The organism is Lonepinella sp. MS14435, assembly GCF_042485795.1.
Lineage (GTDB): Bacteria > Pseudomonadota > Gammaproteobacteria > Enterobacterales > Pasteurellaceae > Lonepinella.
The window spans coordinates 2,121,378-2,147,217 of the sequence record NZ_CP169368.1; the positions used below are offsets into that span (position 1 = coordinate 2,121,378).

21 protein-coding genes and 1 tRNA gene are annotated in these 25,840 nt (G+C 39.0%); 3 read left to right on the plus strand and 19 right to left on the minus strand.

Annotated elements, in window-relative coordinates; translation table 11 throughout:
• Positions 1-340: 340 nt before the first annotated feature.
• The 11 genes from purL to pyrH all read right to left on the minus strand — a co-directional run bounded on the left by purL (position 341) and on the right by pyrH (position 11,893).
• Positions 341-4,234: a phosphoribosylformylglycinamidine synthase gene (gene purL / locus O1Q80_RS10035; RefSeq protein ID WP_386694843.1), complete on the minus strand. Its 3,894-nt coding sequence runs from the start codon at positions 4,232-4,234 to the stop codon at positions 341-343.
• Between the two features lie 152 nt (positions 4,235-4,386).
• A tRNA-Ser gene (locus tag O1Q80_RS10040) sits at positions 4,387-4,476 on the minus strand.
• A 135-nt stretch (positions 4,477-4,611) separates the two neighbouring features.
• Positions 4,612-4,881: a 30S ribosomal protein S15 gene (rpsO, locus tag O1Q80_RS10045; protein WP_386687494.1), complete on the minus strand. Its 270-nt coding sequence runs from the start codon at positions 4,879-4,881 to the stop codon at positions 4,612-4,614.
• Between the two features lie 106 nt (positions 4,882-4,987).
• The gene (cpdA, locus tag O1Q80_RS10050) at positions 4,988-5,812 is read right to left on the minus strand and encodes a 3',5'-cyclic-AMP phosphodiesterase (protein ID WP_386694845.1); all 825 of its coding nucleotides are present in this window, start codon (positions 5,810-5,812) and stop codon (positions 4,988-4,990) included.
• Positions 5,813-5,824: 12 nt separating this feature from the next.
• On the minus strand, positions 5,825-6,448 hold the full coding sequence (nudF, locus tag O1Q80_RS10055; protein WP_386694847.1) for an ADP-ribose diphosphatase: 624 nt from the start codon (positions 6,446-6,448) through the stop codon (positions 5,825-5,827).
• Positions 6,449-6,557: 109 nt separating this feature from the next.
• Positions 6,558-7,283 carry a 4'-phosphopantetheinyl transferase family protein gene (locus O1Q80_RS10060; RefSeq protein ID WP_386694849.1) on the minus strand — a complete coding sequence of 242 codons (726 nt, stop codon included), beginning with the start codon at positions 7,281-7,283 and terminating at the stop codon, positions 6,558-6,560.
• A gap of 67 nt (positions 7,284-7,350) precedes the next feature.
• The gene (gene htpG / locus O1Q80_RS10065) at positions 7,351-9,231 is read right to left on the minus strand and encodes a molecular chaperone HtpG (RefSeq protein WP_386694851.1); all 1,881 of its coding nucleotides are present in this window, start codon (positions 9,229-9,231) and stop codon (positions 7,351-7,353) included.
• A 167-nt stretch (positions 9,232-9,398) separates the two neighbouring features.
• Entirely contained in the window at positions 9,399-9,971 is a 573-nt protein-coding gene (locus O1Q80_RS10070) for an opacity family porin (protein WP_386694853.1), read from the minus strand.
• A gap of 78 nt (positions 9,972-10,049) precedes the next feature.
• Positions 10,050-10,553, minus strand: coding sequence for a SprT family zinc-dependent metalloprotease (locus tag O1Q80_RS10075; RefSeq protein WP_386694855.1), 504 nt, complete (start codon positions 10,551-10,553; stop codon positions 10,050-10,052).
• Between the two features lie 40 nt (positions 10,554-10,593).
• Positions 10,594-11,151, minus strand: a complete 558-nt coding sequence (gene frr / locus O1Q80_RS10080; protein ID WP_386694856.1) for a ribosome recycling factor — start codon at positions 11,149-11,151, stop codon at positions 10,594-10,596.
• A 25-nt stretch (positions 11,152-11,176) separates the two neighbouring features.
• Positions 11,177-11,893, minus strand: a complete 717-nt coding sequence (gene pyrH, locus O1Q80_RS10085; protein ID WP_386687515.1) for a UMP kinase — start codon at positions 11,891-11,893, stop codon at positions 11,177-11,179.
• Between the two features lie 142 nt (positions 11,894-12,035).
• On the opposite strand from pyrH, the gene O1Q80_RS10090 reads away from it, so the two are divergent.
• Positions 12,036-13,583: a phosphoethanolamine transferase gene (locus tag O1Q80_RS10090; RefSeq protein ID WP_386694858.1), complete on the plus strand. Its 1,548-nt coding sequence runs from the start codon at positions 12,036-12,038 to the stop codon at positions 13,581-13,583.
• 60 nt (positions 13,584-13,643) lie between these two features.
• On the opposite strand, the gene tsf is transcribed toward O1Q80_RS10090, so the two are convergent.
• The 8 genes from tsf to lysM all read right to left on the minus strand — a co-directional run bounded on the left by tsf (position 13,644) and on the right by lysM (position 24,079).
• The gene (tsf, locus tag O1Q80_RS10095) at positions 13,644-14,498 is read right to left on the minus strand and encodes a translation elongation factor Ts (RefSeq protein WP_132302172.1); all 855 of its coding nucleotides are present in this window, start codon (positions 14,496-14,498) and stop codon (positions 13,644-13,646) included.
• 155 nt (positions 14,499-14,653) lie between these two features.
• Positions 14,654-15,382, minus strand: a complete 729-nt coding sequence (gene rpsB / locus O1Q80_RS10100) for a 30S ribosomal protein S2 (protein WP_386687520.1) — start codon at positions 15,380-15,382, stop codon at positions 14,654-14,656.
• A 260-nt stretch (positions 15,383-15,642) separates the two neighbouring features.
• Positions 15,643-17,514 (minus strand): peptidylprolyl isomerase, encoded by a 1,872-nt coding sequence (ppiD, locus tag O1Q80_RS10105; protein ID WP_386694860.1) that lies wholly within the window; start codon positions 17,512-17,514, stop codon positions 15,643-15,645.
• A 103-nt stretch (positions 17,515-17,617) separates the two neighbouring features.
• Positions 17,618-20,038, minus strand: a complete 2,421-nt coding sequence (gene lon / locus O1Q80_RS10110; RefSeq protein WP_386694862.1) for an endopeptidase La — start codon at positions 20,036-20,038, stop codon at positions 17,618-17,620.
• Between the two features lie 121 nt (positions 20,039-20,159).
• Complete coding sequence (clpX, locus tag O1Q80_RS10115; RefSeq protein ID WP_386694864.1) at positions 20,160-21,404, minus strand: ATP-dependent protease ATP-binding subunit ClpX; 1,245 nt, start codon at positions 21,402-21,404, stop codon at positions 20,160-20,162.
• A gap of 23 nt (positions 21,405-21,427) precedes the next feature.
• Positions 21,428-22,009, minus strand: a complete 582-nt coding sequence (clpP, locus tag O1Q80_RS10120) for an ATP-dependent Clp endopeptidase proteolytic subunit ClpP (RefSeq protein WP_386687528.1) — start codon at positions 22,007-22,009, stop codon at positions 21,428-21,430.
• 145 nt (positions 22,010-22,154) lie between these two features.
• Positions 22,155-23,450 carry a trigger factor gene (tig, locus tag O1Q80_RS10125; protein WP_386694866.1) on the minus strand — a complete coding sequence of 432 codons (1,296 nt, stop codon included), beginning with the start codon at positions 23,448-23,450 and terminating at the stop codon, positions 22,155-22,157.
• A gap of 185 nt (positions 23,451-23,635) precedes the next feature.
• Positions 23,636-24,079 (minus strand): peptidoglycan-binding protein LysM, encoded by a 444-nt coding sequence (gene lysM, locus O1Q80_RS10130; RefSeq protein WP_386687532.1) that lies wholly within the window; start codon positions 24,077-24,079, stop codon positions 23,636-23,638.
• Between the two features lie 177 nt (positions 24,080-24,256).
• On the opposite strand from lysM, the gene O1Q80_RS10135 reads away from it, so the two are divergent.
• Positions 24,257-25,093: a neutral zinc metallopeptidase gene (locus O1Q80_RS10135; protein ID WP_386687533.1), complete on the plus strand. Its 837-nt coding sequence runs from the start codon at positions 24,257-24,259 to the stop codon at positions 25,091-25,093.
• Positions 25,094-25,243: 150 nt separating this feature from the next.
• Positions 25,244-25,840 carry a glycerol-3-phosphate 1-O-acyltransferase PlsY gene (gene plsY, locus O1Q80_RS10140; protein WP_386687535.1) on the plus strand — a complete coding sequence of 199 codons (597 nt, stop codon included), beginning with the start codon at positions 25,244-25,246 and terminating at the stop codon, positions 25,838-25,840.

Here is a 25,840-nt window from a genome sequence, read left to right on the forward strand (position 1 = left end):
TATAAAAATTATAAAAAATAAACTAACCTATAATAAACTGCAAAAAGAATGATATTTCACCGAAAAAACTATTTCAACTGAAATTTTAGATATTTTAGTCTAAAAACACAAAATAAATCGATATTAAAGAAATTGTTGATTTTTATCAAAATCCCTTTAATTTAATAGTAATTATCATTTGACAAAATATATCCAATTAATTTATCAAGAAAAAAAACAGGTCAAAAAATACGTAAACGTTTGCTAAAAATAACGTAAACGATTGCCTAAAATGGGATAAAAAAATGGATAACACGCCATGTTATCCATTTTCCTTTAAAGAATTGTGGTTCTTGTTCTACTATTTAAAAAACACTCTGGCATTTCTAAATAATCGCATCCAAGCACCGTCTTCGTTCCATTGTTTTGGATACCAAGAGTTGCTCACTGCACGGAATACCCGCTCTGGGTGTGGCATCATAATTGCCACTCGTCCATTATTGTTTGATAGTGCCGTAATGCCCTCTACTGAACCGTTCGGATTGGCTGGGTACATTTCGGTAGGTTGAATATTGTTATCTACATATTGAGCAATAATTAACCCTTGTTCACGTAACCCTTGTAATTGATTTTCGTGTTTAAATTCTACTCGCCCCTCACCGTGCGACACGGCAATCGGCATGTGTGAACCAGCCATGCCAGCAAACCAAGGGGAATGGTTTTCATTAATACGAACCAACGCGGCACGAGCTTCAAAACGTTCAGACGTGTTACGTACGAAACGAGGCCAATTTTCTGTACCAGGGATAATTTCGGCAAGATTAGAAATCATTTGGCAACCGTTACAAATACCGAGAGCTAAAGTATCTTCACGTTCAAAGAACGCTTGGAATTGGTCAAGAAGTGCGGTGTTAAATAGGATAGATTTTGCCCAGCCACCGCCTGCACCGAGAACATCACCATAAGAGAACCCACCACAAGCTACTAACGCATTGAAATCTTTGAGGTTATGGCGTGCATTATGCAGATCGCTCATGTGTACATCAATGGTCGCAAAGCCTGCACGATCAAAGGCGGCTGCCATTTCAACATGGCTGTTCACCCCCTGTTCACGCAAAATTGCAATACGTGGTTTTAGTCCTTTCGCAATATAAGGTGCAGCCACATCTTTATTAACATCATAGCTTAAATGGGCTGAGAATCCTTTATCATCGGCATTTTTCTTGGCTGCAAATTCTTGATCCGCACATTCAGGGTTATCACGTAAACGTTGCATTTGGTGGGTTAATTCCGCCCAGATACCTCGTAATTCAGAGCGTTTTTCACTAAGTAATAGTTTATTACCACGGTAAATCTCAAATTCATCATTTTCTGTCACATAGCCCAGTTCTTTGGTTAGATGAAGTAACCCGTGTTGGCTTAACACATCACGTACGGCATTAAGCTCACTTTCTCGCACTTGAATAACCGCGCCAAGTTCTTCATTAAATAGCACGCTAAGATCGTTATCGCCTAAAGTGCTAATATGCACTGATACACCACAATGTCCTGCGAACGCCATTTCAGCCAAAGTGACAATTAAACCACCGTCTGAACGGTCATGATAGGCTAACAAGTTACCCTTTTGAACCAGAGTTTGCATCGCATTAAAGAAGTTTTTCAATAAGCTCACATTGACTACATCCGCTGGTTTGTCGCCTAATTGTTTATAAACTTGTGCTAATGCCGTTGCACCAAGGCGATTTTTCCCTTCACCTAAGTCAATTAACAATAAACGAGTTACCCCTTGATCGGTGCGTAATTGTGGGGTCACGGTTTTGCGTACATCTTCCACCCGAGCAAAAGCACTGATCACTAACGATAACGGAGCGGTGACAGATTTTTGTTCGCCGTCTTCCTGCCAAGTGGTTTTCATTGACATGGAGTCTTTGCCCACAGGAATGGTTAAGCCTAAAGCAGGGCAAAGTTCTTCACCCACGGCTTTGACTGCTTGATATAAACCTGCATCTTCGCCTTTGTGTCCTGCCGCTGACATCCAGTTGGCAGAAAGTTTAATGCGTTTAATATCGCCGATATTGGTGGCAGCGATATTGGTGATACTTTCCGCTACCGCTAAACGTGCGGAAGCTGCAAAATCTAATAAAGCCACTGGAGCGCGTTCGCCAATGGTCATGGCTTCACCGTGATAGCTGTCTAGGGAAGCTGTTGTGACTGCCACATCGGAAACAGGAATTTGCCACGGACCAACCATTTGATCACGAGCCACCATGCCCGTGACGGAACGGTCGCCAATAGTAATTAAGAAAGTTTTTTCTGCCACCACAGGTAAACGCAACACGCGGTGTAAAGCATCTTTTAATGTAATGCCATGTTGAGAAACTGGTGAATTTTGCACCGCACTTGATTGTACATCACGGGTCATTTTCGGTGTTTTGCCCAATAACACATTCATTGGTAAATCAATGGGTTTGTTGCCAAAATGGCTATCATTGAGAGTTAAATGCAATTCTTCAGTGGCTTCGCCGATCACCGCATAAGGGGCGCGTTCACGCTGACAAAGGTCTTCGAATAACGGTAATTTTTCAGGCGATACCGCTAACACATAGCGTTCTTGTGATTCGTTACACCAAATTTCTAACGGCGACATGCCCCGTTCATCACTTAAGATTTTGCGTAATTCAAAATTACCGCCACGACCGCCGTCATGTACAAGCTCAGGCATGGCATTAGACAAACCACCAGCGCCCACATCGTGAATAAACAAAATCGGGTTGTCATCGCCTAACTGCCAACAACGGTCAATCACTTCCTGACAACGGCGTTCCATTTCAGGGTTATCCCGTTGCACGGAAGCAAAATCTAAATCTTCTTTGGATTTCCCTGAAGCCATAGAGGATGCCGCACCGCCACCTAAACCGATATTCATGGCAGGACCGCCCAACACAATTAATTTTGAACCAACAGCGATTTCGCCTTTTTGTACGTGTTCGGCACGGATATTACCGATCCCACCTGCCAACATAATCGGCTTGTGATAACCACGCACTTCTTCACCGGCAAAGCTGTTCACTTTTTCTTCATAGGTACGGAAATAACCCAACAAGGCTGGACGACCAAATTCATTGTTAAATGCCGCACCGCCTAAAGGTCCATCTATCATAATGTCTAACGCCGAAGCAATGCGATTTGGTTTGGATAACGGATTTTCCCAAGGTTGCTCAAAGCCGGGGATCACTAAGTTAGACACTGAAAAACCGACTAGCCCTGCTTTTGGTTTGGCACCCCGTCCTGTTGCCCCTTCGTCACGAATTTCACCGCCCGAACCTGTTGCTGCCCCAGGGAATGGCGAAATCGCTGTTGGGTGGTTGTGGGTTTCCACTTTCATCAAAATATGAGCATCTTCATTGTGATAGCGATATTGCCCGTCTTGATCGGGGAAAAAACGCCCCACTTTTGAGCCACTCATCACCGCCGCATTATCTTTGTAAGCCGACAGCACATAATCAGGGGTTTTCTCAAAGGTGTTTTTGATCATTTTAAACAAGGATTTTTCTTGTTTTTCACCGTCAATCACCCAATCCGCATTAAAGATTTTATGGCGGCAATGTTCCGAGTTGGCTTGTGCGAACATATACAATTCAATGTCCACGGGGTTACGCCCAAGTGCGGTGAAATTTTCCACCAAATAATCAATTTCATCTTCCGCCAACGCCAAGCCTAAATTGACGTTAGCCTGTTCTAACGCCTTGCGACCACCGCTCAAAATATCCACCGTGGTAAAGGCTTTTGGCTCTTGCTGATCAAATAATTTTGCTGCATCTTGCGGATCACGCACCACATTTTCCATCATTCGGTCGTGAATATGAGAACACAATTTCGCCTGTTCATCTTCCGTTAAGGCACATTCAAACTCAAAATAAAACGCCAAACCACGCTCTAAGCGTAACACTTTATCTAAACCGCAGTTATGGGCAATATCAGTGGCTTTAGATGACCAAGAAGAAATCGTGCCAACTCTTGGAATGACCACAAAACAGTCACCCTGCGGTTCATGTTGTGCCAAGGTTGGACCGTAATGTAATAATTCTTCTAATTCTTTACTTTCTTCTACATTTAATGCTGATGTTAAATTGGCAAAATGCACATATTCTGCATAACAAGATTTAACGGGTAAATTAGCTTTTTGAAAACGCACTGACAACTGTTTCGAACGAAATTCTGATAAGGCTGGTGAGCCTCGGAAAATTTGGAACATTGGATTTTTCCTTGCTTAATGTGGAATGAATAAAACTCACTTATTATAAAGGAAAAGAATGGATAACGAAAACGTTTGCGTAAAAATTAAAAATAAAATATCAAAAAAGCAAAAAGCCGTTATCATTATGATAACGGCTTCTCTGAATTGAGTGGCGGAGGAAGTGAGATTCGAACTCACGGAGGGCGTAAACCCTCGCCGGTTTTCAAGACCGGTGCCTTCAACCGCTCGACCATTCCTCCGCAGTTGAATGCGTTAGATAATACGAATTTTATAGTGTTCTGTCAAGAACGAAAAGCATCTCTTAATATCATTTGGTCGTTTTTAAAGCAACAAAAAAGCGTCCAAACTGGACGCTCTAAATCAATATATAAGAATTAACGACGTAAACCTAAACGTGCAATAATATCTTGATATTTTGCTAAATCTGTACGTTTTAAGTAGTCTAATAATTTACGACGACGAGAAACCATACCTAATAAACCACGGCGACCGTGGTGATCTTTTTTATGTTCAGCAAAATGAGCTTGTAAATGATTGATTTGTTCAGTTAATAATGCGATTTGCACTTCTGATGAACCAGTATCTTTTGCATCACGACCGAATTCAGCCACGATTGCTGCTTTTTTTTCTACGCTTAGAGACATTTTTTTACTCCCAAAGAGAATGTTGATCATACATCATTCGCCGATCTCTAATTCAGCGAAGACAAGGAAATCGTATTGTAACGATTTCAGTAGAAAATGCAATCAATTAATAACCTAATTCGTGCATATTAGGCAAAAATTCAGCTTGTTGAATACGTTGAACACGGGTTTCTATGCTGCCATCCGATAACAACGTAATTTCTCGCCAAGCTGGTTGTAAAGTATCTAATGTAAAGACATTATTATCAGGTTTAAATTGCACACTAGTAGCTGGCGTACACATAATTTGATAGCCATTCCATTGAGCATCTACCTGTTGATGAATATGCCCATGAATAATGCCTCTCACATTTTCATATTTCAGCAAAATTTGTAATAACTGATGTGCATTGCGTAAATTATGCTGATCCAACCATGCTGAATTAGTCGAAAGCAAATGATGATGCAACACTATTAAAGAATAACGTTCTTGATATTCTTGCAACTTATCGTCTAACCAATCAAGTTGATACTGGCTAAGTTCACCATGAGGTACACCATAAACTTGGCTATCTAACAGCAAAATCTGCCATTTATTACCCACCAATAAATGTTTATCTGTTTGAATATAATGTTGCTGTTGACTAAATACTTTTTCCATTACAGGCTGAAAATCGTGATTACCAGGAATCCAATATACAGGTTTCTCTAATCGATTAATTGCCTGACAGAAATTCAAATAACCTTCTTCGCTAGCATCTTGCACCAAATCGCCCGTTGCTAACACAAATTGATACTCTGCCACCGATAGCTGGATTTCATTTAATACTTGTTGAAAACTTGCGTAGGTATTAATTCCTAGTAACTCACTGGTTTTCTGTTTAAACAAATGTGGATCGGTAATTTGAATAAAGCGAATTTTTTCACCATCTTGATCGATACATTCTGCCATTGTTACAATCCCCTATCGCCATTGTTGCTGTAAACGAAGATAATTTAACTGCAACCATTGTAATCCCATAACGGCAATACCATTATCAATTTTACCCTGTTGCAACCACTGATAAGCCGTTTCGCGACTTATCACATGCACCTTAATATCCTCATTTTCATCAGCTAACCCGTGCAAGCCTGTGGCTTTACTACTATCTACTTTGCCTGCGAACAAATGAATCCGTTCAATCACGCCACCTGGGCTATCCCAAACGCTCAAAGCATGTTGTAAATGGGTAATTTCTACACCCGCTTCTTCTTGGCTTTCTCGCAACGCGACACTTTCTGGTGTTTCATTTTCTTCCACCATACCAGCAATCAGTTCTAATAACCAAGGTGAATTCGGTAATGCTGGATTATAAGCCCCGATACGAACTTGCTCTACTAATACGACACTATCTCGCTCAGGATCATAAGCTATCACTGCTGAAGCAGCTCCTTTAACTAATAATTCTCGAGTGACAATACCACTCATTCCACCTGCGAATAATTTATGGCGGAATTGAATTTTCTTCAATTTGAAGAAACCTTTGTATAATAAGGTTTCATCTATAATTTCAATATCTTTTTGAGTAAATTGAGTAGAGTTAGGCATAATACTGCTTCCTAATTATTTAAGATTTAAACTTGCATTAGAATACTAAAAAAAAAATATAATGTTTCAATTTTTTTTTAATTATTTGAACTAGGTCACAAAAAAACTTTTATTTAGATGAATTAACAAGGTAATTTAGTTTATTTTGTAACTGATAGGAATGTAATTGATTTTCTTGCCAACAAAAATATTGAGCATTTTGCACCGCACTTTGTTCAGCAAAAACGGCTAAATAGAAAGGTAACTCGGAGATAAAGGTTAATTCTCCTTGTGGACAATAGGCAGAATGCAAAGTTTTAGCCACAGGATCGTGCTGTACTTCACTCAATTTTACAATCCCCACACCTTGAGATTTTAAAATAGCTTCTCGCAAACACCAAATACGATAAAACGCCTGTCTGGGATTAGCTTGCTGGGTGAACCATTGTTGTTCTAACGGTGAAGCAAAATGACGTAAAAGTGCGGTGTAATTTCTTGTTTTTTCTGGAAATTCTATATCAATTCCTACCATACTTTTTTCATGTTCTGCCACATTTAACACCACCGCAACCCAATCTCCAGAATGGCTAATATTAAAATCAATATTGTCTATAGGAAATTGTGGGCGACCGCTTGCTGTACGATAAATTTTCCCCAAAAGTGCGGTGTTAATTTCCGCTTTTTGGGCTAAATTCCACAATAAAAAGTGAGCAAGTTGGCGACAACGATAGCGTTGTTGTACTCGTAGATTACTATTTTTAGGTAACAAACGGAGCTTTTCAGGAATAAGCTCCAAAGGCATATTCCCAAAAGGGAAAGATTGTTGGATATTGGCGTAGGCAATGAGTGTTGTCATAAATTATTGTAAATTTGTCATAGTACTCAACGGGCGGACACACAAGTCCGCCTCTACAATTATTGGATTACCCCAACAAGCCATTCATTCGCTTAATAAACGCCGTTGGATTTTCCAACGTACCCCGTTCCGCAAACATCGCTTGTTCTAGCAATAATTCCACCCAGTTAGCAAATTCGCTTTCATCTGTTAAATCAGCGACCTTTTTTACTAAAGCATGATCTGGATTAAGCTCAAAGGTGTATTTCACTTCAGGCACAGGCTGACCGCTCATCGCAAAGAGTTTTGCCATTTGGGTGGTCATTTGATCGTTGTCCGTAGATACCACCGCTGGTGTATCGGTCAAACGGTGGGTTAAACGCACGTCTTTGACACGTTCACCAAGCAAAGTTTTGACTCGCTCCACAAAAGAACCTAGCTCTTTTTCTGCTTCTTTTTGGCTGTCATCTTGTTTATCTGCCAAATCGCCTAAGTCTAAATCGGCTTTGGTGATCGGCTGTAACGGTTTGCCGTCAAATTCGGTTAAATAACTTAACATCCATTCGTCAATACGATCGGAAAGCAACAACACTTCAATGTCTTTTTTGTTGAACAATTCCAAATGCGGACTGTTTTTTGCCGCTGTGTAGCTGTCTGCCGTGATGTAGTAAATCGCTTTTTGTCCGTCTTTCATGCGAGCAATATAGTCTTCAAAAGACACATTTTGCTCAGAACTATCATTCTTACTTGATGCAAAACGATAGAGTTTCGCAATCTGTTCTTTGTTAGCGAAATCTTCTGCTACGCCCTCTTTTAACACTAAGCCAAATTCTTTCCAGAAGCCCAAGTATTTTTCATTATCCTCTTTGGCTAATTTTTCCAACATTTGCAACGCCCGTTTAGTCAAGGCTTTACGCAATGCCGCCGTGGTTTTGTTATCTTGCAAAATCTCACGAGAAACGTTTAATGGCAAATCGTTGCTGTCTAACAACCCTTTCATAAAACGCAAGTAATTCGGCATAAAGACTTCCGCATCGTCCATAATAAACACGCGTTGTACATAGAGTTTCAATCCGTGTTTTTGCTCACGATTAAATAAATCCCATGGGGCTTTGCTTGGCACATACAACAGGCTAGTATATTCTTGATTGCCCTCGACCTTATTATGTTGCCACAACAATGGATCGGCAAAATCATGGCTTAAATGTTTGTAAAATTCTTTGTATTCTTCATCGGAAATCTCGCCTTTGGATCTTGTCCACAAGGCTTGGGCTTTGTTGATTTTTTCCCATTTTACGCCTGTTTCTTTGCCCTCATCATCATATTCTTTAGCTAAAATTTCCACAGGCAAGCCGATATGATCGGAATATTTGCCGATAATCTCACGCAACCGCCAATCGTTTAAAAATTCTTTTTCATCTTCACGCAAGAATAGGGTGATTTCCGTGCCACGTTGTTTTTTCTCAATATCTTCAACGGTGTATTCGCCCTCACCATTTGAGATCCAAAGTACGCCTTTTTCCGCCGATTCACCAGCCGCACGGCTACGTACTTCCACTTTGTCCGCCACAATAAACGCAGAATAGAACCCCACCCCAAATTGACCAATTAATTGGCTATTTTTCGCCTGATCTTGCCCAAGTGCGGTTAAAAATTCTTTGGTTCCTGATTTTGCCACCGTGCCGAGATTATCAATAATCTGCTCACGGTTCATACCAATCCCATTATCACTAATGGTCAATGTGCCTTTGCTTTCATCAAATTTAATGCGAACGTGCAAATCGCCATCGCCCTCATAAAGCTCTGGTGCTGATAGGGCTTTAAAGCGTAATTTATCTGCCGCATCGGAAGCATTGGAAATTAACTCACGTAAGAAGATTTCTTTGTTTGAATAAAGTGAGTGAATCATCAGATGCAATAATTGTTTCATTTCCGATTGAAAGCCACGAGTTTCTTGATTTTTGCTCATTTTATTTTCCTTAAATTGAATTAGTGAATAAAGTATGGGTAGATAGATTAGGTTGAAAATGGAAATTTCAAGTTTTAAGACAAGAAAAAGTTAAAATGCAGGGTACAAAAAACCCCGCACTTGCGTACGGGGCTAGGCATATTACGCCACGCTGTGGCTAAATAAAATTAGAAGTTGTAACGAATACCCACTTTGGCACCGTATTGTTTTACTTTGGTATCATCAAATTTGCCTAAATAATTGTATTCAACACCACCATTCAATGCCCATTTAGGTGTAAATGAATATTGAACACCAGCTACAGCACCAATACCTGTTGCATAATCTGATTCAGAGGATGATTTTGTTGTTGTACTTTGCTCGGTTCTCACTTCATATTTATCTATTTTCGCTTTATTAACAGATAAACGAGCCCCTACATAAGGTTTAAGATCAGAGTTAATCTTAATATCATAAATTGCGGAGAATCCTAGACCTTGCCCTTTTGCGGAAAAACGCTGAGAGTAAGATTGCTCAACATGAGTGTCTTCCAATTTACCATAATGACTATAATCTAGGGCAAATCGCCAATCATTAAGTTTATACCCCACGGCAAAACTTGGGCTAAAGCGAGATTTACTTAAATCATCAGTTTTAAGTTTTGAATACCCCAAATCCCCTTGCACATACCAGTTACTTGCACTAGCAGAAGTAGCTACTGCTAGTGAGCCGATCATAATGGCTAATGCCAATTTTTTCATAATAAATCCCTCATATAAGAAAAATAATAAATTCCGCTATTAGTATAACCTTATCAAATACATAAATCATTATAAAATTTAATTAGATTCACAAAAATTCAATTTTTTTCGACAAATTCGACAAAAATACACCGCTCTTTCTCGCATAATTTTATTATGGCGACGTTGACTCAGTTGATGAATTTGGCAATCACAAGCATAAGCATAGGTTTTACCTTGCACCGATTGCACATCAAATTGATGGCAGGTATCCGCTGGTAATTGAAATAAATTCTGCATAATCCCTTGCCATTCTTTACCATGTGGTTTAACCCGTCCAAACAGTTGATACACTAATAAATGGGCTAATTCGTGTGGCACCACCTGTTGAATAAATTCTTGTGGATTTTCTAGCAATAAAGTGCGGTTTAATTTGATTAAGTTTTGTGGCAAATAGGCAACACCCGCTTTTACTCCTCGCACATCGTAACTGATTGTAGGCATTGGAAATTGACGTTGAAAATGATTTTCTGCCAGTTGTAAACAAGCGGACAAACGGCGTTGAACTTGCATTTTTAGGGAGCGGAATTGATCGTTTTGCATATTTGTAGGGGCGTATTACATTACGCCCCCTACCATAGTATTAAAAATCCATTAACTCTTTTTCTTTATCCGCTAACACTTCATCGACTTTTTTAATGAACGTATCAGTAATTTTCTGGATTTCTTCTTCTGCTTTACGTTGATCGTTTTCGCTAATTTCTTTGTCTTTTAACAAGGCTTTGATTTTATCGTTAGCATCACGGCGAACATTACGAATCGCCACCTTACCTTGCTCACCCTCACCTTTGACTAATTTAATTAAGTCACGGCGACGTTCTTCGGTTAATGGTGGAAGTGGTACACGAATCGTTGTACCAGCAGATGAAGGATTTAAACCTAAATCAGAGGTTAAAATAGCTTTTTCTACTGCTTGAATCAATGAACGGTCAAAAACCGTTACCGCTAAAGTACGAGCATCTTCTGCCACCACGTTAGCTAATTGGCGTAATGGTGTCGCCGCACCGTAATAATCTACTTGAATCGCATCTAATAAAGAGGGTTGAGCTCGTCCCGTACGAATTTTAGCAATATGCCCTTTTAAGGATTCAAGGCTTTTTTCCATACGTTCTTGTGCGTCTTTTTTAATCTCGTTAATCATTGTTTTTCCTTATATAATTTGAATACTAACCTGAAATAGTCGTACCTTCACTTTCACCTAAAATCACTTGACGTAATGCTCCTGATTTACCCATATTAAATACTCGAATTGGAATACCATGGTCACGAGCAAGGGTAAAGGCGGCTAAGTCCATTACTTGTAATTCTTTCTCAATCACTTCTGCGAAAGTGAGTTTTTGGAATAATTTAGCATTTGGATTTTTAGCAGGATCGCAGTCATACACACCATCTACTTTAGTGGCTTTCAATACCACATCGGCTTCAATTTCAATACCACGCAAGCACGCCGCAGAATCTGTAGTAAAAAATGGACTACCTGTACCTGCGGAGAAAATCACTACACGTTTTTCACGTAACATTTTGATTGCTTCAGACCAGTTATAAGTGTCGCAAATACCATTAAGTTGGAAAGCCGACATTAATTTTGCATTAACATCAGCACGGTGTAACGCATCACGCATTGCCAAGCCGTTCATCACAGTTGCCAACATACCCATGTGGTCGCCGACTACACGGTTCATACCTGCTTTGGCAAGTTTAGCACCACGAAACAGGTTGCCACCGCCAAGTACTACGCCGACTTCAACACCCATTTCGACCAATTCTTTGATTTCAATCGCCATTCTATCCAAAATAGATGGATCGATACCAAAGCCTTCCGCACCTTGCAGTGCCTCACCGCTCAATTTTAACAACACACGTTTATAAATAGGTTTGCTCATTTTTCTATCCCCTAAGATCTTGACATAAAATGCTTGTTATTATAAAGCAACATTGCTTATCAGGAAATAGGCATAGCAGATCTATTTGAAATTCGTTAAAATTAGCAGCTATGTAACGTTTCATTTAAAAAAGGAACATATTTTGTCATTTTTTCAATCACTCAAAAAAATAACTGCGGTGATTTTCGCTTTAGTTTGTCTATTTTTTGCCAGTAAATTATTATTAAGCGGCACAGGATTTTATCCACAGCCTAGCTTACGTGAGATTCTGGTATTCGCTGGGCTAATCTTGTTATTAAATGCCTCCAAAAAGATTTTTTGGTACATTGTGTTTCCAATTATTATTTTGCACGCACTTTATGCTCCCGTTGGCATGACTTTTGGCGCACCATCTTATCAATATATTGCCTCTGTTTTTGCCACAGATCTGCTTGAAAGCAAAGAATTTCTCTCACAATTACCGTTAGTCAATTATCTCTATCCCGTTGCGATTATCGGTTTATTCTGCCTATTCGGTTATTTAAGCCAAAAATTTGAGCTACATTTTTATAAAAATAAAGTGTTATTAGCCATCATTGCCGTTTTCTTAGTTTGGGATAACGTTCCATTGAAATTTATCAGGGAAACTTATACGGCTAGCATAAAAGTAGAAAAAGAACTTTCTCGGCTCAATAATTTCAGCATTGAAAACCAATGGGGAAAATCGAGTTTAACCAACTCAAAATATGATGATTATGTATTGATCATCGGCGAAAGTGCGAGAAAAGATTATCATCATGCTTATGGCTATCCCGTGCCAAATACCCCTTTTATGTCTAATGCAAATGGCGTTCTAATTGATGGTTTTACATCTGGCGGTACCAACACGATTGCATCATTAAAATTAATGCTCACTCAACCTGATACCAAGAACTGGGAGGGCAATTACAGTTTGAACATGATCGATCTGATTAAATCCGCTGGCGTTAAAACCTACTGGATTTCAAATCAAGGTTATTTAGGCGAATTTGACACACCGATTTCCGCCATTGCTAACCGTAGTGATGAACGGATTTTCTTAAAATCAGGTGATAGTTTAAATTCAAATATAAGTGATTTTGAACTTTTGCCTAAATTGCAACATGTACTTGAGCAACCCCATCAAAACAAACGCTTTATTGTGTTACATTTATATGGCTCACATCCCATCACCTGCGATCGCTTGAATGATTATCCTAAGATTTTTGATGATAATAAGATTGCTAAAAAATATTTTAATGTGAACTGTTATATTTCTTCTATCCAAAAAACCGATGATATGCTCAAACAAATTTATGCAAAACTCAGCGAAAATTTGCAAAAAAATCACCGCACTTTTTCCATGATTTACTTTTCTGATCACGGTTTAGCCCATCAAATCACGGAAGATGATATAAAAATTCACAACAGTGCAGGCAAAAGCAAACGTCATTATGATATTCCACTGTTTAAAATTTCCAGTGATGATAATCAACGTCATGAATACAAGGTGTTCAAATCTGGTTTGAATTTTACCAACGACATTGCAAATTGGATCGGAATTAGTAATCCATTATTAAATCCCGATAGAGATTTATTTAGCTCGCAAGCGGATCCCAATGATTATGGTTTGAAAAAACAAATTGAACAGATTCAAGCGGAAGATGATCCTGCAATCGTTATTCCACAATAAAGCATAAACTAAAAAAGCAGGCATACAGCCTGCTTTTTTGGTTAATTTGATCAGAAAAGATTAAGCATTTCCGCCAGTGATTTTAGCTACTTCAGCTGCGAAATCTTCTTCTTTTTTCTCAATACCTTCACCCACTTCTAAACGAATGAAGTTAGTCACTGTCGCACCAGCGGCTTTTAAGAAATCACCCACTGATTGTGATGGATCCATAACAAACGGTTGACCTGTTAATGATACTTCACCAGTGAATTTTTTCATACGACCTTCAACCATTTTTTCTGCGATTTCACGTGGTTTACCAGATTGCATAGCGATATCTACTTGAATTTCACGTTCGTGAGCAACCACTGCCGCAGGTACATCTTCAGGATTAACGAAGTCAGGACGGCTTGCTGCCACGTGCATTGCCACTTTTTTCAATAATTCTTCATTAGCGTTTTGACCTGCAACTAATACACCGATTTTCGCACCGTGTAAGTATGAACCGATTTCTGTGCCTTCTAAGAATTGAACACGGCGAACCGTCATGTTTTCACCGATTTTTGCTACTAATGCAGCACGTTTTTCTTCAAAGTGTTTAGCTAAATCTTCGATTGAAATACCTTTGTTAGCTACAGCATAGTCAGCCACTTCATTGGCTAAACCTAGGAAACCAGCATCTTTTGCTACGAAGTCAGTTTCACAGTTCATTTCAACTAATACACCGAAACCTGCACCGATACGAGCAAGAATAACGCCTTCTGCTGCAATACGACCTGCCTTCTTAGCCGCTTTTGCTTGACCAGATTTACGCATATTGTCGATCGCTAATTCGATGTCACCGTTCGCTTCAACTAATGCTTTTTTACATTCCATCATACCTGCACCAGTACGATCACGAAGTTCTTTTACTAATGATGCTGTAATTTCAGCCATTTTATTGTCCTCTAAATATTCTTGAATGGAAATACGATGTTTGAATAAAAAATGATAAAAAAACACCGCACTTTTGGGAATTTGTTAAAACAGGGAACGATTGTCCCCTGTTTTATTTACTGTTTCATAAGGGGCTTACACCTTATTTGTGCAGATTATTCTGCAACAGGTTCTTCAGCGAATTTTTCTTCAACTGTCGTTTCAGCTTGGCGACCTTCTTTAATTGCAGCAGCTGCAGCATTTAAATATAATTGAATCGCACGAGTTGCATCATCATTACCTGGAATGATGAAATCAACACCGTCTGGCGTTGCGTTAGTATCTACTACAGCAAATACTGGAATACCTAAGTTGTTAGCTTCTTTAACCGCAATATGTTCGTAGTCTGCACCGATAACGAAAACTGCATCTGGAAGACCTGCCATATCTTTGATACCGCCAAGGCTTAACTCAAGTTTTTGCATTTCACGAGTACGATCTAATGCTTCTTTTTTGGTTAATTTGTCAAATGTACCGTCTTGAGATTGGGTTTCAAAATCTTTCAAACGTTTGATTGATTGACGAACTGTTTTCCAGTTAGTCAACATACCACCTAACCAACGGTGATTAACATAATATTGTTGACAGTCTAATGCTGCTGCTTGAACTGCTTCGGTTGCTGCACGTTTGGTGCCAACGAATAAGATTTTGCCGTTGTTGCTTGCGATGCGAGTTAATTCAGCTAATGCTTCATTGAATAACGGAAGGGTTTTTTCTAAGTTTACGATATGAACGCCGTTACGAGCACCGAAAATGAATGGTTTCATTTTTGGATTCCAGTAACGAGTTTGGTGTCCGAAATGTACGCCTGCGTCAATCATTTCACGCATTGAAACTTGTGCCATAATATTTTCCTTTTAATTTGGGGTTGAGCCTCCACATACCAAGCAAACCGACCGTTTGGCACCCCGATTTACTCCTGTGATATGTGTGTGTTGTTAATAAAAAAATAATGCTATTCCCCATGGTTTTAGAATTGGGAAAAAGCGGTGCAATTTATACCATAAAGTGCGGTCAAAAACTAGCTAATTTTGCAAAAATTAGCAAAATAAAAGCCTATTGCATCATTATTAAGACAATAGGCTTAAAACAACTTGAAAAATAATTATTCAGATTGTTGTTTCATAAAATCTTCATTAATCTCGATTTTTGCTTTGGCACGTAGGGATTTCAGTAAGTTCACCTGCAAATCAGTCGCTTTGTTACGTTCTACTTGCAAATCAAATTGACGGCGAACTGCATCTTCTACGTTCGCATTTTCAATTTTATCTAATACCACAATCACCACATCACCACTATTGGTTTTAGCCGCTTGATAAGCCTTTTTACCGTTTTCCGCTTTCATGGCAAAAATCACATCATTTAAGGCTGGATCTTTATTTTCTGCATAAACCCATTTTTCTTCTGCACCGAATTTCACATTATCAGGTAATGTACCTGTTTCCGTTAATCCTTTAACTAGGCTTTCCGCTTGAGCTAATACAGTTTTTTCCGCTTTTTGATGTTTTAAGAAAGTTTCAATTTCAGCTTTAGCTTCATCTAAACTTTTTGTACCTTGAGCTTTATGATCCAACACTCGAACCACGATAGAATGCTGTTCACCGACATTCATCGGTTCAGAATTTACATTACCTTGCGACACGTCGCCATCAAAAATCGCATTTACTACAGATGGGAAATTTAACTCTTTTGGTAACGCATTGCGTGGGAAATAATCTGTCTCTTTAATTTCCGCACCGACAACTGCGGCTGCCGATTTTAACGATGCTTGATCTTCAAAGGCTTTTTCTGCGACTTTCTTCTCCACGGTATAGAATTGGGTATTGAGTAATTCTTGACGAACCTGTGCGATAACCTTATCTTTCACTTGCTCTAATGGTAGCACGACAGCTTCTTTACGATCTTTCACTTTCACAATATAATAATTGTTATCCACTTTAATTGGGGTGCTATATTTACCTACTTCAACTAAAGTCGCTGCATCTTCAAAATCTTTTGGTAAATCACCATTATTTAACCAACCTAAATCACCGCCCTTTTCTGCAGATAATTTATCACTAGATTTTGTTTTAGCTAATTCCGCAAAATCTGCTCCGTTTTGTAGGGCTTCATATACATCTAACGCTTCTTTTTCGTTCGGTAATTGAATATATGCCAACTGTTGTTGGGCTTTAGTGCTAAATTGATCTTTATTGTCTTGATAATATTGTTGAATTGCGGTGTCAGTAACCGTCACATTCTTTTCTACTACGGCTTTAGTTAAATCAATATATTGCACTTTGACTAATTCTGGCACGATAAAAGCAGATTTATTCGCATTATAATGATCGGCAATTTCTTGCTCTGTTACGCTCTGTTTATTTAATTCATCCGCTAACGGTAAACGAGCTAAACGCACTTGACGTTGTTGGAAAAATAATTGAGCAAATTCATTTTGCGTTTTTAGCATTAAAAACTCGGTTTCGGCTAAACCATGTTGCAACTGTTCTAAACGCAAAGATTCACGTAAATATTGAGCGTACATATCTGCATTCATACCATTAGTACGTAATACCTGTTGGTAAGCATCATTACTAAATTTGCCATCAATTTGGAACATTGGCGTTCTGACGATTTCTTGCTTAATACGTTCGTCACTGACGGTTAAATTTAAATCATTCACATATTGCGTTAATAATTGCTGATCAATCAAACGATTCAATACCGTACTTCTTAATCCTTGACTGAATTCTGGCGTGTCTGCGACAGCAGCAAATTCTGCACCAAGTTGATTACTGATACGTTGATATTCATCATTATATTGTTGTTGGAATTGATGTTGAGAAACTTCTTCACCATTCACTTTCACCGCTGAAGTATCCACACTTGCACCAAGATAGCCATACATACCAGTAATGACGAATGAAATGGCGATGACTGCCATAATGGCTTTTGCCACACCACTATTTGATGCGTTGTGCATTTTTTCCATGAACATGGGCATTAATCCTATTGTTATCTAAAAATTTTATGAATTATAAACGAAACTGCGGTGAAAAAAAACCGCACTTTAAAAAAAGCACGGTTTCACAACCTAATGATTAGTTCACCGTTGGTGCAATCTTGCTGGTTTTTCGGGTACGTGGCACTTTCACTACATTTACTGGTGAAAGTTTAACGATTTCAACACCTTCTGGTGGATTCTGTAATGCAATGGTTAACACTTCATCAATACTTTCTACCGCATGAATGGTTAAATTATTTTTGGCATTTTCAGGAATTTCTTCCAAATCTTTCACGTTCTCTTTTGGAATAATCACAGTTTTAATGCCACCACGGTGAGCCGCCAGCAATTTCTCTTTTAAACCACCGATGGGTAATACTTTACCACGTAGGCTAATTTCACCTGTCATTGCCACATCAGCACGCACAGGATTACCCGTTAAGCAAGAAACCAGTGCGGTACACATGGCAATCCCAGCACTCGGGCCATCTTTCGGGGTCGCTCCGTCTGGCACGTGAATATGAATATCGCGTTTTTCATGGAAGTCGTTAGCAATACCCAATTTCTCGGCACGAGAACGGACGACTGTCATGGCGGCTTGAATACTCTCTTTCATTACATCGCCAAGAGAACCCGTAAAGGTTAATTTACCTTTACCCACCACAGAAGCCGTTTCAATAGTCAGTAAATCACCACCCACTTCTGTCCAAGCAAGACCTGTCACTTCCCCTACCCGATTTTGAGTATCCGCTAAACCGAAGTCAAAGCGTTTCACACCGAGATAATCGTGTAAATTTGCTGCATTGACCGTAATAGATTTGGCTTTTTTATTTAGCAATAAATTTTTCACGGTTTTACGACAAATTTTAGAAATTTCACGCTCAAGACTACGTACGCCTGCTTCACGTGTGTAGTAGCGAATAATATCTAAAATCGCACTGTCTTCAATGATTAACTCACCTGCTTTTAAGCCGTTGCGTTCCATTTGCTTGGCGATTAAATGCCCTGTAGCAATATTCAATTTCTCATCTTCAGTATAGCCTGATAGGCGAATCACTTCCATACGATCCAACAACGGTGCTGGTATATTCATGGAATTAGAGGTTGCTACAAACATTACATCAGATAAATCGTAATCCACTTCTAAATAATGGTCATTAAACTTCGTATTCTGTTCTGGATCAAGCACTTCCAACAAAGCAGAGGCTGGATCACCACGGTGATCCATTGCCATTTTATCAATTTCATCAAGCAAGAATAACGGATTTTTGACCCTTACTTTTGCCATTTTTTGAATCAATTTGCCTGGTAATGAACCAATATAGGTTTTGCGGTGTCCACGAATTTCCGCTTCATCACGCACACCACCTAATGCCATACGCACATATTTACGCCCTGTGGCATTGGCAATAGATTGACCAAGCGAGGTTTTCCCAACCCCTGGTGGACCAACCAAACAGAGAATAGGTCCTTTAAGTTTATTCAATCTTGTTTGCACGGCAAGATATTCTAAAATGCGTTCTTTCACCCGTTCTAAACCGTAATGGTCGGCATCCAACACTTGTTGTGCTTTGGCTAAATCTTTTTTCACTTTGGTGGTTTTATACCAAGGTACTTGCAACATCCAGTCAATATAGCCACGAATCACGGTTGCTTCAGATGACATAGGCGACATCATTTTTAGCTTTTTCAACTCTGCTTCTACCTTTTCTTTCGCTTCCGCTGGTAGTTTAGCTTGTTCTAATTTTTTAGCTAACTGGTCTAATTCGCTTTCATCTGGATTTTCGTCATCATTACCTAATTCTTTACGGATTGCCTTAATCTGTTCGTTTAGATAATAATTGCGTTGCGTTTTTTCCATTTGTTCTTTGACTTTGCTGCGAATGCGTTTTTCCACTTGCATTAAGTCAGTTTCGCTTTCCATTGCCCCAAGCAAATATTCCAGCCGAGCTTGCACATTAGGTTGTTCTAACACGGCTTGTTTATGACGTAATGCAATCGGTAAATGTGCCGCCAACGTATCAGCAAAGCGATCAAATTCTATAATAGAGCTTAGTGCATTAACCATTTCTGGCTGAATTTTTTTGTTCTGTTTAACAAATTGATCAAACTCACTCAAAATCACATCACGCAACACCTGCATATCTTTTTCTTCACCAAAACTGGTCGCAATCAAATTGATATGTGCGGAAAAATAGCCATCGTCAGTAATTTCTGTGATCTTAGCACGTTGTTGCCCTTCTACTAGCACTTTGACAGTACCATCTGGCAATTTCAATAATTGAATGATATTAACAATAGTGCCGACATCAAATAAATCTGCAATATTAGGTTCTTCAATATCAGCTTGTTTTTGTGAAACTAATAATAATTGCTTGCCCGATTCCATAGCTTGTTCAAGGCTACGAATAGATTTCTCACGCCCTACAAATAATGGCATCACCATATACGGGAAAACCACTACATCTCTTAATGGAAGGACGGGAATTTTTCGTTGTTTATCCTGTTCTGCTGTCATCTTCTTTCTCTTTATCTAAAATTCGGTTACATGGAACTAATATAAGGCTAACCATGGCGAAGTTCAAGGTGAATAGGTAAAAAGTGCGGTTAATTTAACCGCACTTTGGGGGATAAAAACACTATCTGTATTCTAATGTCGGTTTTGCATCATCATTAATGACGCTTTCATCTACCACGACTTTGGCTAAATTCTCCATAGACGGTAAATCGTACATGGTATCTAACAACACACCTTCAACAATAGAACGTAACCCCCTTGCACCTGTTTTACGAGCAAGGGCTTTTTTTGCCATAGCTATCAAGGCTTCTTGCGTAAATTCCAATTTCACATCTTCTAAACTAAACAGTGCTTGATATTGTTTCACTAACGCATTTTTTGGTTCAGTTAAAATTTGAATTAATGCCTGTTCATCTAATTCACTTAATGGAGCAACCACAGGTAAACGCCCTACAAATTCAGGGATCATACCGAATTTAATCAAGTCTTCCGTTTCAATTTGTTGGAATAATTCCGACAGACTTAATTCATCTTGCTCGCCTTTCACTTCTGCACCAAAACCGATACCGCTACCTACGTGAACACGTTTTTGGACAATTTTATCTAAACCCGAGAATGCACCACCACAAATAAACAGGATTTTTGATGTATCGACTTTCAACATATCCTGTTGTGGATGTTTGCGTCCACCTTGTGGTGGAATGGAAGCGACCGTGCCTTCAATCAATTTTAACAAGGCTTGTTGCACCCCTTCACCTGATACATCTCGAGTAATCGATGGGTTCTCTGATTTACGGGTGATTTTATCAATCTCATCAATATAAATAATCCCTTGCTCGGCTTTTTCCGTATCGTAATCGCAATTTTGCAATAAGCGTTGAATCACATTTTCTACATCTTCACCCACATATCCTGCTTCGGTTAAGGTAGTGGCATCTGCCATAGCAAAAGGCACATTTAACATACGAGCCAAGGTTTGAGCTAATAAGGTTTTCCCACTCCCAGTAGGACCGATTAACAACACATTACTTTTGCTCAATTCCACTTCATCAGTTTGATGATTGGAACGTAACCGTTTGTAATGATTATATAATGCCACGGCTAATACCTTTTTAGCATAATCTTGACCGATTACGTAATCATCTAAATTAGCTCGAATTTCATGTGGAGTCGGCAGTTTGGTTTCTTCTTTTTTAACCGTATCTTGTTGTTCTACAACGTCTTCTGCTTTTTCTTCTTGCAATAGACCGTGGCAAAGCTCAATACAATCACCACAAATATAGCCAGAAGTCCCTGCAATTAATTTGCCTACCTCATCTTGTGCTTTACCACAAAATGAACAGCAGGTATCTTTTTCATTTGCCATTTTTACTTTCCAATTCTTTCTTTTTAACGTTTAACTAACACATTATCCACTAAGCCGTAAACTCTGGCTTCTTCGGCTGACATAAAATTATCACGGTCAGTATCTTTCTCAATTTTTTCAAGCGGTTGTCCCGTATGGAATGCCAAACGTTCATTTAAAGTATGCTTAATTTTTAAAATTTCTTGGGCATGAATCTGAATATCTGACGCTTGACCACGGAAACCGCCTAAAGGCTGGTGAATCATTACGCGAGCATGAGGTAATGCCGCACGTTTGCCAGCGGTTCCACCTGCTAATAAAAACGCCCCCATGGAACAGGCTTGACCGATACACAGGGTACGCACATCTGGCTTAATAAATTGCATGGTATCATAAATCGCCATACCCGCCGTCACTGAACCACCTGGGCTGTTAATATAAATATTAATATCTTTATCTGGATTTTCAGATTCTAAAAATAATAATTGAGCGACAATTAAATTCGCCATATTGTCTTCAACTTCACCGCTTAAAAAAATGACACGTTCTTTTAACAAGCGTGAGTAAATATCGTAAGCACGCTCACCACGAGCATTTTGCTCAACGACCATAGGAATAACTGACATAACCTTCTCCGTAAAATTATCAAGTTTGGGCTATTCTACCCGAAAAAGCACTTTGACTAAACAAATTAAACAAAAAGTGCGGTTAATTTTTAACGAATTTTAAAACTCGCCAAAAAATAACCGCACTTTAAGATATTAAATGAAATTAGGCTTTAGGGTTCATAATCTCATCAAAAGAAGCTGCTTTTTCAGTCACTTGCGCTTTTGCTAATACTGCATTAACTGCTTGTTCTTCTAATACAACATTACGTACATTACCCATTAATTCATTGTTTTTGCTGTAATATTCAACCACTTCGGCTGGTTGCTCATAAGCGGAAGCAATATCTGCAATCATCGCTTTCACCAAGTCTTCATCGGCTTTTAATTCATTCGCTTTGATCACGGCGGAGAATAATAAGCCCACTTGAACACGACGTTTAGCCTGTTCTTCAAATAATTCACGTGGTAATTGAGCTGTTTGTTGAGCGTTACCACCAAAGCGTTGTGCGGCTTGCTTGCGTAACACTTCAATTTCTTCATCTACCGCTGAAACTGGCACATCAATCGCATTTTCAGCAATTAAACCATCAATCACTTGTTGTTTAACACGAGCCACTAAAGCATTTTTCAATTCACGTTGCATATTTTTACGAATTTCTGCACGCAAATCATCGACAGTTTTAGTATTTGGACCAAATTTCGCCACAAACTCATCAGTTAATTCAGGTAATACTTGCACTTCTACTTTTTTCACGGTAATGGCAAATTTTGCAGCTTTACCTTTTAAGTTTTCAGCATGATATTCCGCAGGGAAAGTCACATCAATATCAAATTGCTCGCCTGCTTTATGACCAACTATTCCATCTTCAAAACCAGGAATCATGCGACCTTGTCCCATGGCTAACACGAAATCTGTCGCTTTACCGCCCTCAAATTCCTCACCATCTACAGATCCTACAAAATCAATCGTCACACGATCTTCAGCCTTAGCTGCGTCTTTGCTTTCAGACCAAGTTGCTTGTTGTTTACGTAATACGTTCACCATATTGTCAACATCGGCTTCAGTAATTTCAACGGTTGGTTTTTCAACCTTAATATTTTCCAAACCTTTTAATTCGACTTCTGGATAAACTTCAAAGGTTGCGGTAAATACTAAATCTTGACCATCTTCAAATTTTTCAATAGCAAAAGTTGGACGACCAGCAAGGTTCACCTTCTCTTTAAACATTAAATCAAAGAAATGACGTGGTAATAAATCATTTAATACATCTTGACGAATTGACGCACCGAAGCGTTTTTCCACGATTTGAGCAGGTACATGACCTTTACGGAAACCATCTACACGCACATTTTTTGCCGCACGTTTTGTTTCTTCACGTACCGCTGTTTTTACGTTTTCCGCTGGTACAGTAATGCTTACTCGACGTTCTAAACCTTGAGTTGTTTCAATAGTTGACATTGTTCTTTTCCTTTAAATTGATGAAACCCAGCCAGTCACTTTGACTGAATAACCGAGGCTGAATATAAGTTTGAATAAAAATAAACTGGCGAATTATAGCTAAATATTATCGTTCAGTCGAGCAGAAATTTTGTACATAAAAAATCCCATTGCTTGCAATGGGATCAATAATCTTAAAATGTCAATTAAAGTGCTTTCGGCACACGAATCTTCTGACCTGGGAAGATCTTATCTGCATCTTTAATCACTTCTTTGTTAGCTGCCACGATGGCAGGATATTTAGCTGCATTACCATAAAACTTTTTAGCAATAGCAGAAAGCGTATCGCCTTTTTGAATCACATAAAACTCATCTTCCGTGGCTAACTGTTCGCCGTTAGCTAACTTCACTGCATCAACGTTAACACTTTCAACACCAACAATGTTACCCGCCATTAAAATCGCTTTCTCTAAAGCACTGGCAGATGTTGCATCACCAGAAATTTTAGCCACACCGTTTTCAACGGTAACAGCAACATTGTCAATCCCTGGGTTATCTTCAGCAATGTGATTTGTCACCGCTTTTGACGGATCTTCATCTTTACCAAAAATTTTTTTACCAATGTTTCCTACGAAATCAAATAAACCCACTTTTCTTTCCTTCTTGTGTATGATTACTAAAATATTTATCAGGCTATTCTGATAAAACCTTACTTACAATAACCAAAGCATTATAAGAAGTCCATAAATTTTTAAAATTTTAACCGCACTTTACTATTTTTCAGGTAGAATATAATCACTATATTTACAATAAGTGAGTCAAAATTTATGCGTTGGCAAGGTAGAGAACAAAGTTCAAATGTAGAAGACAGACGTGGTTCGGGTTCCAGAATCAGCGGTGGTAAAAAAACAGGGGTACTCGGTTTTATCATATTATTAGTGGGTGCTTATTATGGTGTGGATTTATCTGGTTTAGTGGGAATGGATACCGCAGGTTTAGGCGGTGCAACCAGTAGTTCTGCTAAATTATCAGCTCAAGAAGAACAAAACCTAAATGAGCTTTCTCGTGTAGTATTACGAGATACAGAAAAAACTTGGCAAAGTTATTTCAGTAAAAATGGACAGAAATATGTGGCTCCAACCATGGTGCTTTATTATGGTGCCACAGCAACAGCTTGCGGTACAGGACAGTCTGCCATGGGACCTTTTTATTGTCCGAACGATCAAAAAGTCTATTTAGATTTATCTTTTTATGCGGATATGAAAAATCAGCTCGGTGCAGCAGGTGATACGGCTTTTGCTTATGTGATTGCTCACGAAGTGGGACATCATGTGCAGAATGTACTAGGTATTTTGCCTAAAATTAACCGTGTTCAACAACAAAATCCATCACAAGCTAATGCACTATCGGTTAAATTAGAATTACAAGCAGACTGCTTTGCAGGGGTTTGGGGTTATCAAGCAGCACAAAATAATTTGCTGGAAACTGGCGATTTAGAAGAAGCCTTTAGGGCGGCTGAAGCTGTCGGCGACGATCGTTTACAAAAACGTAGTCAAGGTTATGTAGTGCCAGATAGTTTTACTCATGGCACATCGGCACAACGTTTGCAATGGTTCCAACGCGGTCTAAAAACTGGCGATCCAACGCAGTGTAATACGTTCTAATTATCTCAATAAATGGGGCATAGTTTGCCTCATTTTCTTTTTTTAAAAATCCGATCAGTCGTACTGTTATTCTTTATATCAAAAATATCATTAGCCTAACCCTAATAAATTTAGGTAGAATAGAGATTATTTAATTATCGAGAAAAACCCATGAGCCTGTTTGCCCTTTGTTATATGCTATTTGCCTATTTGCTCGGTTCAATTTCCAGTGCAATTTTGGTTTGTCGAATAGTCGGTTTACCCGATCCACGCTCTGAGGGTTCACATAATCCTGGTGCCACGAACGTGTTCCGTTTGGGTGGTCGTTGGGCGAGCTTAACGGTGTTAATTTTCGATATATTAAAAGGTATGTTGCCTGTTTGGGCAGGTTATTATTTAGGCTTAACCCATTTTGAATTAGGCATGGTTGCCCTAGGTGCTTGCTTGGGACATATTTTCCCGATTTTCTTTAAATTTAAAGGCGGGAAAGGCGTTGCCACAGCGTTTGGATCCATTGCTCCGATTGCTTGGGGAGTGGCAGGTTCCATGATCGGGACTTGGTTGTTAGTCTTTGCGATTAGCGGTTATTCTTCCCTGAGTGCTGTCATTGCTGCACTGCTTACCCCATTATATGTGTGGTATTTCAAGCCTGAATATACTTTCCCCGTGGCATTAGTTTGTTGCTTATTAATTTATCGTCATCATGAGAATATTCAGCGTTTATGGCGTGGACAAGAAAGCAAAATTTGGTCAAAATTCAAAAAATAA

Coding starts and splice junctions, on each gene's coding strand:
- purL (WP_386694843.1), bottom strand. CDS start 4,234: ATGTTCCAAATTTTCCGAGGCTCACCAGCCTTATCAGAATTTCGTTCG.
- rpsO (WP_386687494.1), bottom strand. CDS start 4,881: ATGTCTCTAAGCGTAGAAAAAAAAGCAGCAATCGTGGCTGAATTCGGT.
- cpdA (WP_386694845.1), bottom strand. CDS start 5,812: ATGGCAGAATGTATCGATCAAGATGGTGAAAAAATTCGCTTTATTCAA.
- nudF (WP_386694847.1), bottom strand. CDS start 6,448: ATGCCTAACTCTACTCAATTTACTCAAAAAGATATTGAAATTATAGAT.
- O1Q80_RS10060 (WP_386694849.1), bottom strand. CDS start 7,283: ATGACAACACTCATTGCCTACGCCAATATCCAACAATCTTTCCCTTTT.
- htpG (WP_386694851.1), bottom strand. CDS start 9,231: ATGAGCAAAAATCAAGAAACTCGTGGCTTTCAATCGGAAATGAAACAA.
- O1Q80_RS10070 (WP_386694853.1), bottom strand. CDS start 9,971: ATGAAAAAATTGGCATTAGCCATTATGATCGGCTCACTAGCAGTAGCT.
- O1Q80_RS10075 (WP_386694855.1), bottom strand. CDS start 10,553: ATGCAAAACGATCAATTCCGCTCCCTAAAAATGCAAGTTCAACGCCGT.
- frr (WP_386694856.1), bottom strand. CDS start 11,151: ATGATTAACGAGATTAAAAAAGACGCACAAGAACGTATGGAAAAAAGC.
- pyrH (WP_386687515.1), bottom strand. CDS start 11,893: ATGAGCAAACCTATTTATAAACGTGTGTTGTTAAAATTGAGCGGTGAG.
- tsf (WP_132302172.1), bottom strand. CDS start 14,498: ATGGCTGAAATTACAGCATCATTAGTAAAAGAACTTCGTGATCGTACT.
- rpsB (WP_386687520.1), bottom strand. CDS start 15,382: ATGGCACAAGTTTCAATGCGTGAAATGATTGACGCAGGCGTACATTTC.
- ppiD (WP_386694860.1), bottom strand. CDS start 17,514: ATGTTCATGGAAAAAATGCACAACGCATCAAATAGTGGTGTGGCAAAA.
- lon (WP_386694862.1), bottom strand. CDS start 20,038: ATGACAGCAGAACAGGATAAACAACGAAAAATTCCCGTCCTTCCATTA.
- clpX (WP_386694864.1), bottom strand. CDS start 21,404: ATGGCAAATGAAAAAGATACCTGCTGTTCATTTTGTGGTAAAGCACAA.
- clpP (WP_386687528.1), bottom strand. CDS start 22,009: ATGTCAGTTATTCCTATGGTCGTTGAGCAAAATGCTCGTGGTGAGCGT.
- tig (WP_386694866.1), bottom strand. CDS start 23,450: ATGTCAACTATTGAAACAACTCAAGGTTTAGAACGTCGAGTAAGCATT.
- O1Q80_RS10135 (WP_386687533.1), top strand. CDS start 24,257: ATGCGTTGGCAAGGTAGAGAACAAAGTTCAAATGTAGAAGACAGACGT.
- plsY (WP_386687535.1), top strand. CDS start 25,244: ATGAGCCTGTTTGCCCTTTGTTATATGCTATTTGCCTATTTGCTCGGT.